Genomic DNA, 15,693 nt, shown 5'->3' on the forward strand with positions numbered 1-15,693 from the left:
GCCATGACCGAGCACGCTCCCATGAAGCCCGTTGCCATGTTCACCAAAGTCCTGATCGCCAATCGCGGCGAAATCGCCTGCCGCGTCATCGCCACCTGCCGCCGCCTCGGCATCGCCACCGTGGCGGTATATTCCGATGCCGACCGCAACGCGCGCCACGTGCGCCTGGCCGACGAAGCCATCCACATCGGTCCGGCCGCTGCACGTGAAAGTTACCTGCGCGGCGATGCCCTGCTCGACGCCGCACGCCTGACCGGCGCGCAGGCGATCCACCCCGGTTACGGCTTCCTGTCAGAGAATGCCGACTTCGCCGATGCCTGCGCCGCCGCCGGCATCACCTTCATCGGGCCGCCGGCCAGCGCCATCCGCGCGATGGGCGACAAGAGCGCGGCCAAGGCATTGATGGCGAAAGCCGGCGTGCCGCTGACTCCGGGCTACCACGGCGACCAGCAGGAACCGTCCTTCCTGCGCGAACAGGCCGACGCCATCGGTTACCCGGTGCTGATCAAGGCCAGCGCCGGTGGCGGTGGCAAGGGCATGCGCAAGGTCGAGCGCAGCGAGGACTTCGTCGATGCGCTGGCCAGCTGCCAGCGCGAGGCGGCCTCGGCGTTCGGCAATGACCACGTGCTGGTCGAGAAGTATGTCGAGCGCCCGCGCCATATCGAGATCCAGGTGTTCGGCGACAGCCACGGTGATGCGGTCTACCTGTTCGAACGCGACTGCTCGGTGCAGCGCCGCCACCAGAAGGTGCTGGAAGAAGCGCCGGCCCCGGGCATGAGCGCCGAGCGCCGCACCGCGATGGGCCAGGCGGCGGTCGATGCCGCGCGCGCGGTGGGCTACGTCGGTGCCGGCACGGTGGAGTTCATCGCCGGCCCGGACGGCGATTTCTACTTCATGGAAATGAACACCCGCCTTCAGGTCGAGCACCCGGTGACCGAATACATCACCGGCACCGACCTGGTGGAATGGCAGCTGCGCGTGGCCTCGGGCTTGCCGCTGCCGCTGCGCCAGGAGCAGCTGGCCATCCACGGCCACGCGATCGAAGCGCGGCTGTATGCCGAGGATGCCGATCGAGGCTTCCTGCCGTCCACCGGCACCCTGCGCCGCCTGCGCCTGCCGGCGCCGTCGGCCCATGTGCGCGTGGATACCGGCGTCGAGGAAGGCGACAGCATCACCCCGTACTACGATCCGATGATCGCCAAGCTGATCGTCTGGGACGTGGACCGCGACGCTGCACTGCGCCGCATGAGCCAGGCACTGGCCGACTGTCAGGTGGTGGGCGTGACCACCAATGCCGGTTTCCTGCGCCGCCTGGTGAACACCGATTCGTTCGCGCACGCCAAGCTGGATACCGCGCTGATCGAACGCGAACAGGCGGCATTGAGTGCAGCGGGCGATACGGATGATGCCCTGTGGCAGCTGGCCGCCGTGGCCGCTGTTGCAAGCACTGCCGGTGCCGGCAGCGATGCGCGCGACCCGCATTCGCCGTGGCAGGCGCAGGACGGCTGGCGCCTTGGCGCGTCCGCGCCGCGCGTATTGCCGCTGCAGCAGGGAGAGCGCCGGCACACGCTGAAGGTGTGGGCGCAGGCCGATGGCTGGCGCGTGCAGTGCGACGATGCGGCGCCGGTGCAGGTGATCGGCACGGCCAATATGCAGGGCCTGACGGTGCACCTGGGCGAGCGCCGCTGGTCGTTGCAGCTGCTGCGCGACGGTGACCAGCTGTACCTGTTCGGCGCCGACGGCCAGCACCGTTTCACCCTGCACGATCCGGTGGGTGAATCGGACCACGCCGTGGCCGACGCCGGCAGCCTGCTGGCGCCGATGCCGGGCAAGATCGTTGCGACGCTGGTCGCCGCCGGTACCGAGGTCAAGCGCGGTACGCCGCTGGTGGTGCTGGAAGCGATGAAGATGGAGCACACGCTGCAGGCACCGGCGGACGGCACGGTGAAGGGTTACCGCGCCAAGGCCGGCGACCAGGTGGGTGACGGTGCAGTACTGGTGGACTTCGAGGCGGCGTGAACGCCGCGGCGGCGACCGCTCAGCGGTCGTCGCCCACCACCACCCGGCCAGCAGGATCGAATTCGGCCGTGTCCAGCGTGGCACTGCGCCAGCCCAGGCCGCAGATGGCCATCGCGCTCTGCCCGATGCCGTCGAAACCGAAGGCACGATCAACATCGGCATCGTTGATGGCCGCCGTCACGAACGCCGCCAGCCCGCGCTCGGTCGCACACAGGTACAGCAGCTGCGAGATGTGACCGACATCCAGCGTCACCGCACGATGCGCCTTGGCGTGGTTGCGGTACTTCCAGAAGCAGCGGTCATAGCGCGGCGCCAGCACCAGCAGCGCCGGCGCATCGGCGAACCACGCCTGCCCGGACAGCATCCGCCGCGCCAGCGCCGGCAGTGCCTGCGGCGGTGGCGAGGGCAGCGGCAGCACGGCGTGCTGCACCGGGTGGTAGTGGTACAGGCCCGGTGCCAGTCCTTCCACGTTCTGCACCAGCAGGAAGCCTTCGGTGGGATGCAGGCCGCCACCGGAAGGCACGTTCTTCTTCAGGAACTCGGTATCGCGCTCGACCTTCTGCACCGCGTGGGCCATCAGCGTGCGCTGCAGCACCTGGGCCAGCAACGGCAGCGGCAGCGCGCGCTGGGTATCGAAATTGCGGCAGGTGCTGCGGCGCGCCAGCAGTGTGTCGAACGGCGCCTCTTCGCTGCGCGGCAGCGGCTGGTAATCGCCCTGCATCGGCTGCACCACCGGCGGTGGCGGCCCGAGGCGCTGGCGCAGGCCGGCAGCAGTGTCCAACCCTTGCCGACGCATGTCCTCCACGCTGTCCACGGCCTGCCAGCGCGCATGACGATGGGCCAGCGCCGCCAGCGGCCACCACTGGCTGCGCCGCAAAGCCTCGTCGCGCAGCTGGTGCCCCACCTCGCTCGGTGGGTCGGTCAACAGCAGGCCCTGCTCGACCAGGCGGGCCAGCATGGCCGGGCAGGCATCGGCGGGCGGTTCGCACCAGCGGTGCGCACTGAGCTCGCCGAGCAGCTGGCGCTCCTCGGCGTCCACCGGCAGTGGCTGGTCCAGATGCGCGGCCAGGGCCACCCAGCTGATCTGGCTGTCCATCTCGGCGTGGCCGGCCAGCATCGCGCGCAGGTCGAGGGTGATCGCCTCGCGGGGCTCGAACATCAGGCTGGCGCAGCGGCGCAGGCGCATGGGATTCCTTCCTTCTGCCGCACAACCGGCATAGCAGCAACGACCGCAGCGCGGCCAACTTTAGCGACGTACGCAGCGCGGCCCTCAATGGCAGGCTGTCGCGGCCGATACGAGAACTTCAGCCTACGGACGATCCCCATGAGCACCCATCCCCGCCTTTCCGCCGCAGACGCCAGCACCCTGCTGGACCACCTGATCGGCAACGATGACTTCCGCAGCCACTTCACCACCTCGCCGGCCAAGGCCCTGGCCTCGATCGGGCTGGACGGTGCGGTCGGCGAAAGCGACTGCATGAAGATCGGCACCCTGGCTTCGGTCGAGGAGCTGAGCCAGGTGCGTGACAGCCTGCAGGCCCACCTGTCCGGGTCGGTGGCGGCGATGACCGTGGTGTTCTGCTTCGAAGCGGGCAAGGTCGGCGAGCGCATCGACGGCTGACCCGTCATCAGGGCGCGCCGGCCGCGGCCGGCGATGCCCACGTGGACACGTCGTGCACATTCAGTGGTTGCCAGACCTGCATGGCGGTGACCTCGGCAATGGCCTGGCCGCGATGCTGGGACAGCCAGGCCTGCTCGCGGCGTACGGCAGCTTCATTGCCCTGTGCGCGCAGCGCGAGCAGCAGCACGACGTGTGCCTGCACCGGCTCGCTGCCATCGAGCATTGGCTCGATCAGGGCGCGGGCAGCTTCGGGCCGCTGCATCTGCAGTTCATCCACGGCGCTGACAATGCGCAGCCAGCGATCGGCGACCGGACTGCGCAGGCTGCGCAGCAGCGGCCGCTGCTCGTCCAGCCAGCGTTTGGCCAGCTCGAACTGGCCCTGTCGCTGGGCCAGATGGACCAGAGCCAGCCATTGCAGGCCGCGGGCGTGCAGCATGGGATCATCGCGCTGCTCCAGCAACGGATGCAGCAACGCAGCGATGGCCTGCAACTCGGCGCGGTCCGCGCTCGGGCACAGAGCTGCCACGCTGGCGTGCTGCAGCCGCTGCTGCACCTGGAAGTCGACCAGCGCCGGTGCCGACGCGTCGTCGCGTACCGCCTGCTGCATGGCCGCGCAATCGCGCTGCGTGGCCGCCAGCAGCAGCTGCGCACGCAGCTTCATGCGCTGCTGCAGGGCATCGTTGGCACGGATCTGCGGCAGCAGTTGGGCGGCCTTGGCGTACTTGCCCTGCGCGACCAGTACGTCCACGCCGGTCTCATCGGCATCATCACGACCGCGCAGGACCTGTGCCTGGGCCAGTGTCTCGGCCGCAAGCTGCGGTTGGTTGGCGGCGATCTGTATCCGCACCAGGTGGATCAGCGGATACAGGCGCAGCGGATCCTGCGGCACCGCAGCCGCACGCGCGTAGGGTTCGGCCTCGCTGAACTGGTTGGCCTGCAGCAGGTACCAGGACGTGTTGGACAGCCCGGCGAACGAATCCGGGTAGACCTTGGCCAGCGTGCGCCAGTGCTCCAGCGCCCAGCCACCAGGCTCCAGTTCGGCCATCCAGGCCTTCAGGTACAGGCGCTCGCGTGGCGGCAACCGATCCTGCAGGTCCAGCGCGTGCTGCATGGCTTCGCGTGCGCGCCGCCCTTCATCGACGCGCGCATGCAGTTTGGCCACGCCCATGTAGGCCAGGGCGAAACCGGGATCAATATCGATTGCAGCCTGATAGAGGTTGCGCGCCTCCTCGAAGCGACGCTGGCCCAGTGCATTCTCGGCCAGCGCGAACGCTCGCAGTGCGCGAAGGTCCTGGGTCGATGCCCGCGGCAGCGGCAACGACTGTTCCAGGCTCGCCACCGATTCGCCCAGTCCGCGACGCAGGCGCCCGACCACGTCGTCCACCGCGAATACCATCTGGTCGGATCGATCCGTGGTGGCGGTGAACGTCTGGATCACCTGGCCGGTGCCGGGTGCGGCGACATCAATGGCCAGCTCGTAGCCACCGATCTTCTGCCGCACCGTCGGCAGCAGCACGGCGCGCGCGCCCTCCCGCACCGCCACGTTGGCCGCGGTATCGCGGCTGAGCCGGGTATCGCCCGAGAGCCGCGCCATTTCCAGGCTTTCGCGGATCTTGCCCTCCGACAGCACGTTCACGTAGCGCGACTGCTCCAGCGCGATCCGGATCGCGTGCCGCATCGAGTCGTCGAAAATCGGGTCGCCGGTGAGGTTGTCGACATCGCCAAGCACCACCCAGTCCCGCTCGGCGAACGCGATCGCCGGTTCCGACCGCAGCAGCAACCAGCCGCCCAGCACGGCCACCGTCAGCACCAGGCCCTCGGCGGCCAGCACCAGCGGCTGCCGCCACAGCGGCAGGTCACGGCGTGCCTTGGCAGTGGCGCGTGGCATGCGCAACGGCGCTGAACCGATCTCACCCACTTCGATCACTTCCTGCACCACCGGCATTCCCTTGAAGCGCCAACGGCCGTGCGACTTCCACAGCAGGCGCGCACCCCGTTCCCCTAGCGCACCGGTGGCGCGACGGGTCAGCGATTCGGCCACCGCCGACAACAGGATCTGGCCAGGGCGGGCCAGCGTCATCAGGCGCGCTGCCATCGGCTTGGCCAGGCCTTCCACTTCCATCGACTTGGCGCCGGCACGGACCGCCTCGGCACTGTTCTCCCAGGTCAGCACGTCACCCACATGCAGGCCTGCACGCGCGCGCAGTTCGATCGCCCGCTGCTGGCCCAGCGCGTGCAGTTTGCGCTGGTAGTCCAAGGCGAAGCCCAAAGCATCGATGGCCCGCTCGAACAGCATGAACAGGCCGTCGGAGCGATCGATCAGCTGGCCGTTCCAGCGCTGCTGCAGGACCAGCACCAGGCGGTCGTGTTCCTGGAACAGGCTGGCGGCCGCCACATCGCCGATCCGCTCGACCAGTTGCAGCGAATCACACAGATCGGTGAACAGCAGGGCGCGTAGCTGTGGGCTATGCGGGGCTGACGTTCCGTTGTCGCCGTCCATCGCCTGCCTCTCCCTATTGGCCGTCCGGATCATTCGCCCAGCGCAGGCAGTTGCCGCCATCGCGCTTGGCCTGGTACAGCGCGCGATCCGCGCGCGCGTACCACTCGCTCCAGCCTGCCTCCGGCGCCAGCAGGCACGCACCGATGCTGACCAGGCTGACATGCGGCGTACCGGGGCTGCGTTCGAGCAGGCCATGCACCGCGCTGAGGATGAACTCGGCCGCGTGCTGCACGATCTCGTGGTTGCCGCGGCGCAGGATGAGGCAGAACTCATCACCGCCAAGGCGGCAGGCCAGGTCATGCTCGCCGGCCATCGAGCGCAGGATGTTGCCCATGCTCTGCAGCACGCGGTCGCCGGCCTGGTGGCCGTGGCGGTCGTTGATCTGCTTGAAGCGGTCACAATCAATCAGCAGCAACGCCTGCGGCAGCCCCTCGGCACGCTCGCGGCACTCCTGCAGGTACAACGTGAGGCCACGGCGGTTGTGCAGCCCGGTCAGTTCATCGGTGCGCACCAGCTCGCGGGTATGGGTCAGCTGATGAGTGGTGATGTACAGGTTGTCCAGCGCGGTTTCCAGATCGTGGTTGCGGCGCCGCAGCTGGCTGATCAGGGCCTGTTCGTTGGTCAGCACGCGCATGATCGTGCGACGCAGGAAGTACGCCACCAGCCCGGGATCGGATTCGACCAAGCGGTGGAAATCGGCCGGCCCCAGCTCCAGGACATCGCAATCGACCAGCGCGCGCGCGCTGGCGCTGCGCAGGTGGTCGCCAACCAGCAGGCCCAGTTCGCCGAAGAACTCATACTGCCCGAGTGTCTTGATCACCAGGTCCTCGCCGAAGTCCAGTTCGATCTGGCCGTCGAGGATCACATACATGCGCTCGCCGCGGTGGCCCCGCTGGAACAGCCACTGTCCGGCATGAAGCTTGCATGGGCGGGCGAATCTGGCAAACAATGCCACCTCGGCATCCGACAACAGCGCATGCACGATCTCGGCCATCGCCACCCGGGCGATACCTGTCGTCATATCACTGTTCTCGGCCGCACCCCTGCCGGTCATTCCCTGCACCCGCCGCCAGCGTCCCCTGGTGAGCCGCGGAGCATAGCACCGCTTTAAAGTGTGCGCCCTATCTCATTTTGAGCCTCAGGGCGCTCTTGTGTGATGTGAAGATCGGTGGTGGCCCGTTCTGGTCACCCATGTCCGGGCAAAACCCCTGCTGGATCAATCCGATGCCGGGTTTCACAGGATTTCGGCCAAGTTGCGGCCAAGGGGGTGCGCCTGATTGACGCTGCCTGCCGGCCGCCGCGCCTTTGCACCGATACAACAACGCCGGCAGGTCCCCCGACCGGCCGGCGTTGTCTGGCCCTTCCCTGGCCACCCTGATCAGATTTCGAGGCTTCGGTAGAGCCGGCCGCTGGCCGGCTTCCCTGTGGTGCCCGAAGGATCACGTGGTTGCCGGCCAGCGGCCGGCACTACCGCATCACGCCGCGCGTTCGCTGCGCCCGCCATGGAACTGCTCTTCCTCGGTGGAGCCGGTCAGCGCGGTGGTCGACGACTGCCCCTGCTGGATCGCCTGGGTCACCGCATCGAAGTAGCCGGTACCGACTTCACGCTGGTGCTTGACCGCCGTGAAACCGCGCTCGGCCGCTTCGAACTCGGCTTCCTGCAGCTCCACGAAGGCGCTCATCTGGCGGCGTGCATAGCCGTGGGCCAGGTTGAACATGCCGTAGTTCAGCGCGTGGAAACCGGCCAGGGTGATGAACTGGAACTTGTAGCCGTAGCTACCCAGTTCGCGCTGGAACTTGGCAATGGTGGCGTCGTCCAGGTTCTTCTTCCAGTTGAAGCTGGGCGAGCAGTTATAGGCCAGCAGCTTGCCCGGGAACTTCGCGTGGATCGCCTCGGCGAACTTGCGGGCGAACTCCAGGTCCGGCTTGCCGGTCTCGCACCACACCAGATCGGCATAGGGCGCGTAGGCCAGGCCGCGGCTGATCGCCTGGTCCAGGCCATTGCGGGTCTTGTAGAAGCCTTCCACGGTGCGCTCGCCGGTGGTGAACGGCTTGTCGTTGCCGTCGATGTCGCTGGTCAACAGATCAGCCGCTTCGGCATCGGTGCGCGCCACCAGCAGGGTCGGCACGCCCAGCACGTCGGCAGCCAGGCGCGCGGCGTTGAGCTTCTCGATGGCCTCGCGGGTCGGCACCAGCACCTTGCCGCCCATGTGCCCGCACTTCTTCACCGAGGCCAGCTGGTCTTCGAAGTGCACGCCGGCCGCACCGGCCTCGATCATCGCCTTCATCAGTTCGAAGGCGTTGAGCACGCCGCCAAAACCGGCCTCGGCATCGGCCACGATCGGCTGCAGGAAGTCGATGTCGTCCTTGCCTTCGGCATGATGCAGCTGATCGGCACGCAGCAGGGTGTTGTTGATGCGCTTGACCACCGCCGGCACCGAATCGGCCGGGTACAGCGACTGGTCCGGATACATCTGCCCAGCCAGGTTGGCGTCGGCCGCCACCTGCCAACCGGACAGGTAGATCGCCTTCAGGCCCGCCTTGACCTGCTGCATGGCCTGGTTGCCGGTCAATGCACCCAGCGCGTTGACGAACTCGCGCTCATGCAGCGACGCCCACAGCTTCTCCGCACCCAGGCGGGCCAGCGAGTGCTCGATGTGGACGGTGCCGCGCAGGCGCACCACGTCGGCGGCGCTGTAGTTGCGCTGGATGCCTTCCCAGCGCGGGTTGGTGTCCCAGTCGTGCTGGATCTGTTCGGCAGTGGGCAGCTTGCTCATGTCTTTCTCCAGTTCGGTTCGTGCGTGCAGCGGGGAGGGAAACGGCAGGAGGGCCGGCAGTCGGTCAATCGATGCGCGCGTAGGCCGGCAGGGTCAGGAAATCGGTCAGTTCGTCACTGCGGCTCAGTTCGCCGAGCAGGGCGATGGCCTCGCCGATGCGCGCACCACCGGGCAGTACGGCGGTATCGCCCAGCCGTGCCGGCAGCTGCGAGAGGGTGGAATCCAGCAGCGCCAGATCGATCGCAGTGCCATCGTCCAGCTGCTGGCCCGGCGTATGCAGCCACTGCCACAGCTGGCTGCGGCTGATCTCGGCGGTGGCCGCGTCCTCCATCAGGTGATGGATCGGCACGCAGCCGTTGCCATCCAGCCACGCCGCCAGATAGCGCACGCAGACTTCCACGTTGCCCTCGAAGCCGGCGCGGGTGACGGTGCCCGGCGGCCGTGCGATCAGTTCGTCGCGGCCGACGCGCACATCCTGGCGCAGCACGCTGTGCTGGTTCGCACCGGGCATGTGTTCGTCGAAGATCGCCATCGCCACCGGAATCAGCGCCGGGTGCGCAACCCAGGTGCCGTCATGGCCGGCGGTGACTTCGCGCAGCTTGTCGGCGCGCACCCGGGCCATCGCCTGTTCGTTGGCGGCGGCATCGTTGTTGATCGGGATCTGCGCGGCCATGCCACCCATCGCATGCGCACCGCGGCGGTGGCAGGTCTGGATCAGCAGTTCCGAATAGGCCTTCAGGAACGGCTGGGTCATGGTCACCTGGCCGCGCTCGGGCAGCACGCGGTCGGCGTGGCGGCGGAAGGTCTTCAGGTACGAGAAGATGTAGTCCCAGCGCCCGCAGTTCAGGCCGACGATGCGATCACGCAGCGCGTGCAGGATCTCGTCCATCTCGAACACCGCCGGCAGCGTTTCGATCAGCACGGTCACCTTGATCTGGCCGTGCGGCAGGCCGAGCATGCCCTCGATATGCGAGAGCGCGGTCTCCCACAGCGCCGCCTCTTCCATGCTCTGCAGCTTGGGCAGGTAAAAGTACGGGCCACGATCCTTCGCCTGCAGGGTGCGGGCGTTGTGGAAGGCGAACACCGCTGCGTCGAACAGGCCACCGGCAAGGAACTGGCCGTCGATGCGCACGTGCTTTTCATCCAGGTGCCAGCCCCGCGGGCGCACGATCAGCACCGCCTGCTCGTCGTACGGGCGCAGCGTGTAGTGCTTGCCATTGGGGGCGGTGTATTCCAGATCGCCGCGCACCGCCGCCGCCAGCGACTGCTGGCCGGCCAGCAGGTTGCGCCAGGTCGGCGAGGTCGAATCCTCGAAGTCGGCCATGAACACCTTGGCGCCGGAGTTCAGCGCGTTGATGACCATCTTCGGGTCGGTCGGGCCGGTAATCTCGACGCGGCGGTCCTGCAACGCGGCCGGCAGCGGGGCCACGCGCCAGTCGCCGCTGCGGATGGCGGCGGTGTCCTCGCGGAAGTCTGGCAGGCCGCCCTGGTCGAAGAATGCCTGGCGTTCACGGCGGGCCTGCAGCCTCGCCTGCCGGCCCGGTTCCACCGCACGGTGCAGCGACACCAGCAGGGCCAGCAGCGGCGCCGGCAGCAGGGTGTCCTGGCCGGCCACGCGGGTCGCCAGGGCGATGCCGGGGGTAGCCTTCGCGGCGGGGGTGGGAACAGCGGAAGCGACGGCGGACATGAGGCGACTCCAGCGGTGGGGGAACGGCTCCACGGTGCCGCCGGGCCTGAGTATTTGGCAAAACAGTTTTTGCAATGTTCTACATAAGTTGTGCTAATACTCGTGACACGATGAGCACACGCACCCCGCCAAGTCCGCGTTTTTCCTACAAATCCGACCGGCTGAAGCCGTTGCGTGCGTTCTGCCAGACGGTGCGCCTGGGTTCGGTCTCACGGGCGGCTGAGGCACTTTTCGTCAGCCAGCCGGCGATCAGCCTGCAGTTGCAGGCCTTGGAACGGGAGCTGGGGGTGCCATTGTTCGAACGCAGCGGGCGGCGCCTGGTGCCCAGCCGCGAGGGCCAACTGCTGTACGAGATGGCGCAGCCGCTGGTGGAGAGCCTGGACGGGCTGGAGGCGCGCTTCCGCGACAAGGTACGCGGCCTGGACGCGGGCGAGCTGAACATCGCCGCCAACAGCTCGACCATCCTGTACCTGCTGCCGAAGATCGTCGAACGCTTCCGCCTGCACCATCCGGATGTGCGCCTGACCCTGCACAACGCGATCAGCGCTGACGGCACCGACCTGCTGCGCGAGGATGCCGCCGACCTGGCCATCGGTTCGATGACCGATGTACCGGCCGACCTGACCTACGCCCCGGCCTACCGCTTCGAACAGGTGCTGATCGCGCCGCACGACCATCCGCTGGCCAGCGGCGGCGAGCTGGAGCTGGCCGACATCGCGCGCTATCCGCTGGTACTGCCGCCGAAGCGGCAGATCACCTACCGCCTGGTCGACCAGGTATTCCAGCGCCACCGCATTGCCTACACCGTGGCGCTGGAAGTGGGTGGATGGGAAGTGATCAAGCAGTACGTGGCGATGGGCATGGGCATTTCCATCGTGCCGGCGCTGTGCCTGCACGAAGCCGACCGCGAGCGGCTGGCGGCGCGGTCGATGAAGCGCTGGTTCCCCGAGCGCAGTTACGGGGTGATCGTGCGCCGCGGCAAGGCACTGTCGGCGCAGGCGCGGGCGTTCATCGAGCTGATCCAGCCGGAGTTGTTCAGTCCGCGCGATTACGACCAGAGCGGGCATTCGGAGCGGTGAGGGGTGTTCGGCAGGGCTGCGCCCTGCACCCGCCGAAGCCGAAGCAACAGCAAAAGCCGGCTATCCGTGGGATGGCGGGGTGGGTCCGGTTGCGGGGGACGCTGTAAACCCGTCCATGGGGGCTTGGTCGCGGCATCCATGCCGCTCACACCCCCGCAACCGGACCCACCCCGCCTTCGACAGTTGGTCGCTGCTGTTGGTGCCAGCTGCTGTTGGTGGGTGCCGACCGTTGGTCGGCACGGGATCGGATCCCATCTCTGATTCATTTCCGGCTGACGATGAATAAACTGGCCCCATGTCCATCGAACTGCGCCACCTGCGCTACTTCCTCGCTGTTGCCGATACGCTGCACTTCGGCCAGGCGGCCGAGCGCCTGGGCATGTCACAGCCGCCGCTCAGCCAGCAGATCCGGCAGCTGGAGGAACTGATCGGCGCGCGCCTGTTCGTGCGAAGCCATCGCCGCGTGCAGCTGACGCCTGCTGGGGAGCTGCTGCAGGAACGCGCGCGCGCAATCGTGCAGCAGGTGGAAACCGCGGTGGACGAGGTGCAGCGTGCGCAGCGCGGCGAGCAGGGTGAACTGCATATCGGCCTGACCCGGGCCACGCCGCTGTCGCCACAGATCCCGCGTTCGATCCTGCATTACCGCCAGCAGTATCCGCAGGTGCGGCTGCAGCTGAGCGAGATGAATACGCTGCAGCAGATCGACGCGCTGCTCGATGGTTCACTGGACGTGGGCATCATCCGCAAGCGTGCGTTGCCGCCGGAACTGGTGGCACACAGCCTGTTCGTCGATCCGCTGGCGCTGATCGTGCATGCCGACCACCCTGCCCTGCGCAGGCTGTCGAAGCAGGGCACGGTGTCGTTGCGCGACTTCGCGCAGGAGCCGTTCGTGGCATTCCGGCGCAGCGCGGGCGCGGGCATCCACGACCACATGATCGCGTTGTGTGCGGCGGCGGGCTTCACGCCGCGCATCGTGCAGGAAGCCGGTGAAGCATCGACGTTGATCAGCCTGGCCGCTGCGGGCCTGGGTGCGGCGATCCTGCCGTCGTCGTGCGATCACATCCGGGTGGAAGGATCGCGCTTCGTGGCGTTGGCCGATGCTGGCGCGCATTCGGAAGTGCAGCTGGCGTGGCATCGCGAACGGGTGACGCCGCTGATCCGAAACTTCGCCGGGCTGCTGCGCGGGGCGTTCGCCGGTAGAGTCGACTGTTAGTCGACTATCGCGCGCAGCGCGGGTTTTCTCGATCTGATGGAAGAGCAGTCGACTGACAGTCGACTCTACCTCGGCAAAGCCGCTACACCGTGGTTGCCGGCCAGCGGCCGGCACTACCGTGCGTTGGGTCACGCGGTCACCGGCTGCGGGGCGCGGTGCTGCAGCGCCCAGACGATGCCACCACCGATCAGGGTCAGCACCGCGGCGAACGCACACACGCCCCACCAGTCCCAGGCCGCGTAGGCCAGGCCGCCGACCCCGCCCAGCACGCTGGAGCCCAGGTAGTAGGCGAACAGGTACAGCGCCGACGCTTCCGCGCGCATCGTACCGGCACGGCTGCCGACCCAGCTGCTGGCCACCGAGTGGCCACCGAAGAAGCCGAACGTGACCAGCGCGATGCCCAGTGCCATCGTGCTCAGCCACGGCATCGCCAGCAGCGCGATGCCGGCGCCGATCAGCGCGAACGAGATCGACAGGATGCGGCCGCGCCCGTACCGCGTAGCCTGCTGGCCCATCCACGCCGAACTGAAGGTGCCCACCAGGTACACGCTGAAGATCAGCCCGACCACGGTCTGGCTGAGGTGGTACGGCGGCGCCAGCAGGTGATAGCCCAGGTAGTTGTAGAGGGTGACGAACACGCCCATCAGCACGAACGAGGTGGCGAACAGCCACGGCAGGCCCGGGTCGGCGAACAGCAGGCGCCAGCGCGACGGCAACTCGCGCAGGCCATCGCGGCGGGGATGGAAATGGCGCGACGGCGGCAGTTGCAGCCACAGCAGCACGGTACTGGCGATGGCGATGATCGAGACCACGCCAATGCCCCAGCGCCAGCCCCAGTGATCGGCGATGATGCCGGCCAGCAGGCGCCCGCTCATGCCACCGATGGCGTTGCCGCCGATGTACAGGCCCATCGCCAGGCCCAGCGCGCGGCTGTCCATTTCCTCGACCAGGTAGGTCATCGCCACTGCCGGCACGCCGCTCAGCGCCAGGCCAAGCAGGGTGCGCAGCACCAGCAGCGTGGTCCAGTCGTCCACCAGCGCCGTGCTCAGCGACAGCATGGCCGACGCCAACAGCGCAACGATCATCAACGGGCGACGGCCGACCGCATCGGACAGCAGGCCGGCCAACAGCATCGCCACCGCCAGCGTACCGGTGGTCAGCGACAACGACATCGCGCTGCCTGCGGCCGACACGCCGAAGTGGCGGCTGAACTCGGGCAGCAGCGGCTGCACGGTGTACAGCAGGCCGAAGGTGGAGAAGCCGGCCAGGAACAGTGCCAACGCGGTGCGGCGGAAGGCCGGGGTGCCCTGCTGGATGCGGGTGTCGGTGCCGGTATCGAGAGTGGAGGGACGGCCTTCAACGGCCGCCGCAGTTTCGCCAGTCATGGAATCGAAGGGCCGGTGGGGACGGCCGGGCGTGGGAGGGAACGGGCCTCAGACTAGGCCCGTCGATCCAGTCGATCCATAACCTGATAGATCAGGATTGATATATAGGAAGTATCAATTCAGCTTACAGGCGTTGCCACTCGAAACCGTCACCGCGGCGGTAATACACAGCCACCGCCCGGCCGTAGACCTTGTCTGCATCGACGAAACCGAAGAAGCGGCCGTCGAAGCTGTTGCCACGGTGGTCACCCAGCACCAGCACCTTGCCCGCCGGCACCACCAGGTCAGCGATGTCAGGACCGCCCCCCATACCCAGATCGAGGCCGGCTCGGCGCTCGCCGAAGGCTTCCACGTCCTGCAGGTCGGCGGTCTGCAGCGGCTGGCCGTTGATGCTCAGGTGCCCTTCGTGCAGCTGCACATGGTCACCGGCCACCGCCGCCACGCGCTTGATCAGCCGGGTGCCGTCGGCCGGTGAATCGAACACCGCCACTTCACCACGCTGCGGAACGCCGGTGGACATCAGTTCCCTGCCGGTAAACGGCAGGCGCAGGCCATAGGCACGCATGTCCACCACTACCCGGTCGCCGGGCTGCAGGGTTGGCTGCATCGAGCCACTGGGCACCACGTAGTGGTTGGCCAGGGTATCGCGGGCGGCGGCGAGCAGGCCGAGCATCACCAGCAGCGGCAATGCTTCCTTCTTCAGCCAGAGCAGCGCGCGTTCGGGAAGGGGAGGACGGGCAACAGCATCCATGACAGGCTCCGGGTGGGTGGTCGCTGCATCAGACCACACTCGGGCGGGAGAGGTTCCCGCGCCGGCTTGTTGTAGAGCCGAGCCCGCGCTCGGCTGCTCTTCGAGTGTCGGTGCACGCCAGCCGAGCGCAGGCTCGGCTCTACAGGAAGGGTTACGCAGGTTTTACGCGCGCACCCGGCCACGGGCATCGCACCTTTACGGCCAGCACGTGCATCGTGTGCCCACCGCGCCGCAGGGCGCATTCCGCAAGGTGTTGTATGACCCTCCTGGTGATCCGCCACGCCTCTTCGTCGGCACCGCGTCCCCAACTGCCGGCACAGTTGGCCGGCCATCGCGTGCTGTGCAGCGACTGCGCCAGCCTGTCCGAAGTGCGCCAGTGCCTGTGCCAGCCGCAGGCGCGTTCGGCCGACTGGGTGCTGCTGGATGTCGGCGTGGCCGACGAGGCGCAATGGCAGGCCGAGGGTGGCGCACTGCAGGCGGCGCTGGAACGGCTGCCGGCGCAGTACATCGAGCTGCAGTCGCCCAGCGAGCCCGGCCTGGATGCGCGGCTGCGCCTGCAGCACGGCCCCGCCGCGGTAGTGGTCGACCAGCGCAGCCAGCAGGCCGGCTATCCGCTGTCGCTGGCCATCGTCGGCCGTCGCCTGGCGCAGGAGGGCTGAGC

The 15,693-nt window shown here is 67.9% G+C and carries 12 protein-coding genes; 5 read left to right on the plus strand and 7 right to left on the minus strand.

Annotated features, from left to right (window positions below):
• Positions 1 to 3 precede the first annotated feature (3 nt).
• Positions 4 to 2,019: an acetyl/propionyl/methylcrotonyl-CoA carboxylase subunit alpha gene (locus AC5P8J_RS10640; RefSeq protein WP_425605142.1), complete on the plus strand. Its 2,016-nt coding sequence runs from the start codon at positions 4 to 6 to the stop codon at positions 2,017 to 2,019.
• Between the two features lie 19 nt (positions 2,020 to 2,038).
• Here AC5P8J_RS10640 and AC5P8J_RS10645 read toward each other — a convergent pair whose 3' ends face one another.
• Positions 2,039 to 3,205, minus strand: coding sequence for a putative peptide maturation dehydrogenase (locus AC5P8J_RS10645; protein ID WP_495216778.1), 1,167 nt, complete (start codon positions 3,203 to 3,205; stop codon positions 2,039 to 2,041).
• Between the two features lie 138 nt (positions 3,206 to 3,343).
• On the opposite strand from AC5P8J_RS10645, the gene AC5P8J_RS10650 reads away from it, so the two are divergent.
• Positions 3,344 to 3,640 carry an NHLP-related RiPP peptide gene (locus tag AC5P8J_RS10650; RefSeq protein ID WP_134735265.1) on the plus strand — a complete coding sequence of 99 codons (297 nt, stop codon included), beginning with the start codon at positions 3,344 to 3,346 and terminating at the stop codon, positions 3,638 to 3,640.
• Positions 3,641 to 3,647: 7 nt separating this feature from the next.
• On the opposite strand, the gene AC5P8J_RS10655 is transcribed toward AC5P8J_RS10650, so the two are convergent.
• The 4 genes from AC5P8J_RS10655 to aceB all read right to left on the minus strand — a co-directional run bounded on the left by AC5P8J_RS10655 (position 3,648) and on the right by aceB (position 10,604).
• Positions 3,648 to 6,140 carry a putative peptide modification system cyclase gene (locus AC5P8J_RS10655; protein ID WP_495216779.1) on the minus strand — a complete coding sequence of 831 codons (2,493 nt, stop codon included), beginning with the start codon at positions 6,138 to 6,140 and terminating at the stop codon, positions 3,648 to 3,650.
• Between the two features lie 13 nt (positions 6,141 to 6,153).
• Positions 6,154 to 7,194 (minus strand): GGDEF domain-containing protein, encoded by a 1,041-nt coding sequence (locus AC5P8J_RS10660; RefSeq protein ID WP_019661878.1) that lies wholly within the window; start codon positions 7,192 to 7,194, stop codon positions 6,154 to 6,156.
• Between the two features lie 421 nt (positions 7,195 to 7,615).
• Positions 7,616 to 8,917 (minus strand): isocitrate lyase, encoded by a 1,302-nt coding sequence (gene aceA, locus AC5P8J_RS10665; RefSeq protein WP_019661879.1) that lies wholly within the window; start codon positions 8,915 to 8,917, stop codon positions 7,616 to 7,618.
• A gap of 64 nt (positions 8,918 to 8,981) precedes the next feature.
• Positions 8,982 to 10,604, minus strand: coding sequence for a malate synthase A (gene aceB / locus AC5P8J_RS10670; RefSeq protein WP_021203746.1), 1,623 nt, complete (start codon positions 10,602 to 10,604; stop codon positions 8,982 to 8,984).
• A gap of 110 nt (positions 10,605 to 10,714) precedes the next feature.
• On the opposite strand from aceB, the gene AC5P8J_RS10675 reads away from it, so the two are divergent.
• Both AC5P8J_RS10675 and AC5P8J_RS10680 read left to right on the plus strand, forming a co-directional pair.
• On the plus strand, positions 10,715 to 11,683 hold the full coding sequence (locus AC5P8J_RS10675) for a LysR family transcriptional regulator (protein ID WP_019661881.1): 969 nt from the start codon (positions 10,715 to 10,717) through the stop codon (positions 11,681 to 11,683).
• 295 nt (positions 11,684 to 11,978) lie between these two features.
• Positions 11,979 to 12,896, plus strand: coding sequence for a LysR family transcriptional regulator (locus tag AC5P8J_RS10680; protein WP_019661882.1), 918 nt, complete (start codon positions 11,979 to 11,981; stop codon positions 12,894 to 12,896).
• 128 nt (positions 12,897 to 13,024) lie between these two features.
• Here the strand turns inward: AC5P8J_RS10680 and AC5P8J_RS10685 are convergent, their stop codons facing one another.
• On the minus strand, positions 13,025 to 14,281 hold the full coding sequence (locus tag AC5P8J_RS10685; protein ID WP_188250590.1) for an MFS transporter: 1,257 nt from the start codon (positions 14,279 to 14,281) through the stop codon (positions 13,025 to 13,027).
• Between the two features lie 124 nt (positions 14,282 to 14,405).
• Positions 14,406 to 15,032 (minus strand): signal peptidase I, encoded by a 627-nt coding sequence (gene lepB / locus AC5P8J_RS10690; RefSeq protein ID WP_495216780.1) that lies wholly within the window; start codon positions 15,030 to 15,032, stop codon positions 14,406 to 14,408.
• A 257-nt stretch (positions 15,033 to 15,289) separates the two neighbouring features.
• On the opposite strand from lepB, the gene AC5P8J_RS10695 reads away from it, so the two are divergent.
• Complete coding sequence (locus AC5P8J_RS10695) at positions 15,290 to 15,691, plus strand: hypothetical protein (protein WP_021203742.1); 402 nt, start codon at positions 15,290 to 15,292, stop codon at positions 15,689 to 15,691.
• The last annotated feature ends 2 nt before the right edge of the window (positions 15,692 to 15,693 follow it).

The sequence above is a fragment of the Stenotrophomonas sp. YJH_SMC_37 genome (assembly GCF_059370035.1).

Coding starts and splice junctions, on each gene's coding strand:
- AC5P8J_RS10660 (WP_019661878.1), bottom strand. CDS start 7,194: ATGACCGGCAGGGGTGCGGCCGAGAACAGTGATATGACGACAGGTATC.
- AC5P8J_RS10675 (WP_019661881.1), top strand. CDS start 10,715: ATGAGCACACGCACCCCGCCAAGTCCGCGTTTTTCCTACAAATCCGAC.
- lepB (WP_495216780.1), bottom strand. CDS start 15,032: ATGGATGCTGTTGCCCGTCCTCCCCTTCCCGAACGCGCGCTGCTCTGG.
- AC5P8J_RS10695 (WP_021203742.1), top strand. CDS start 15,290: ATGACCCTCCTGGTGATCCGCCACGCCTCTTCGTCGGCACCGCGTCCC.
- aceB (WP_021203746.1), bottom strand. CDS start 10,604: ATGTCCGCCGTCGCTTCCGCTGTTCCCACCCCCGCCGCGAAGGCTACC.
- AC5P8J_RS10655 (WP_495216779.1), bottom strand. CDS start 6,140: ATGGACGGCGACAACGGAACGTCAGCCCCGCATAGCCCACAGCTACGC.
- AC5P8J_RS10645 (WP_495216778.1), bottom strand. CDS start 3,205: ATGCGCCTGCGCCGCTGCGCCAGCCTGATGTTCGAGCCCCGCGAGGCG.
- AC5P8J_RS10685 (WP_188250590.1), bottom strand. CDS start 14,281: ATGACTGGCGAAACTGCGGCGGCCGTTGAAGGCCGTCCCTCCACTCTC.
- AC5P8J_RS10650 (WP_134735265.1), top strand. CDS start 3,344: ATGAGCACCCATCCCCGCCTTTCCGCCGCAGACGCCAGCACCCTGCTG.
- AC5P8J_RS10640 (WP_425605142.1), top strand. CDS start 4: ATGACCGAGCACGCTCCCATGAAGCCCGTTGCCATGTTCACCAAAGTC.
- aceA (WP_019661879.1), bottom strand. CDS start 8,917: ATGAGCAAGCTGCCCACTGCCGAACAGATCCAGCACGACTGGGACACC.
- AC5P8J_RS10680 (WP_019661882.1), top strand. CDS start 11,979: ATGTCCATCGAACTGCGCCACCTGCGCTACTTCCTCGCTGTTGCCGAT.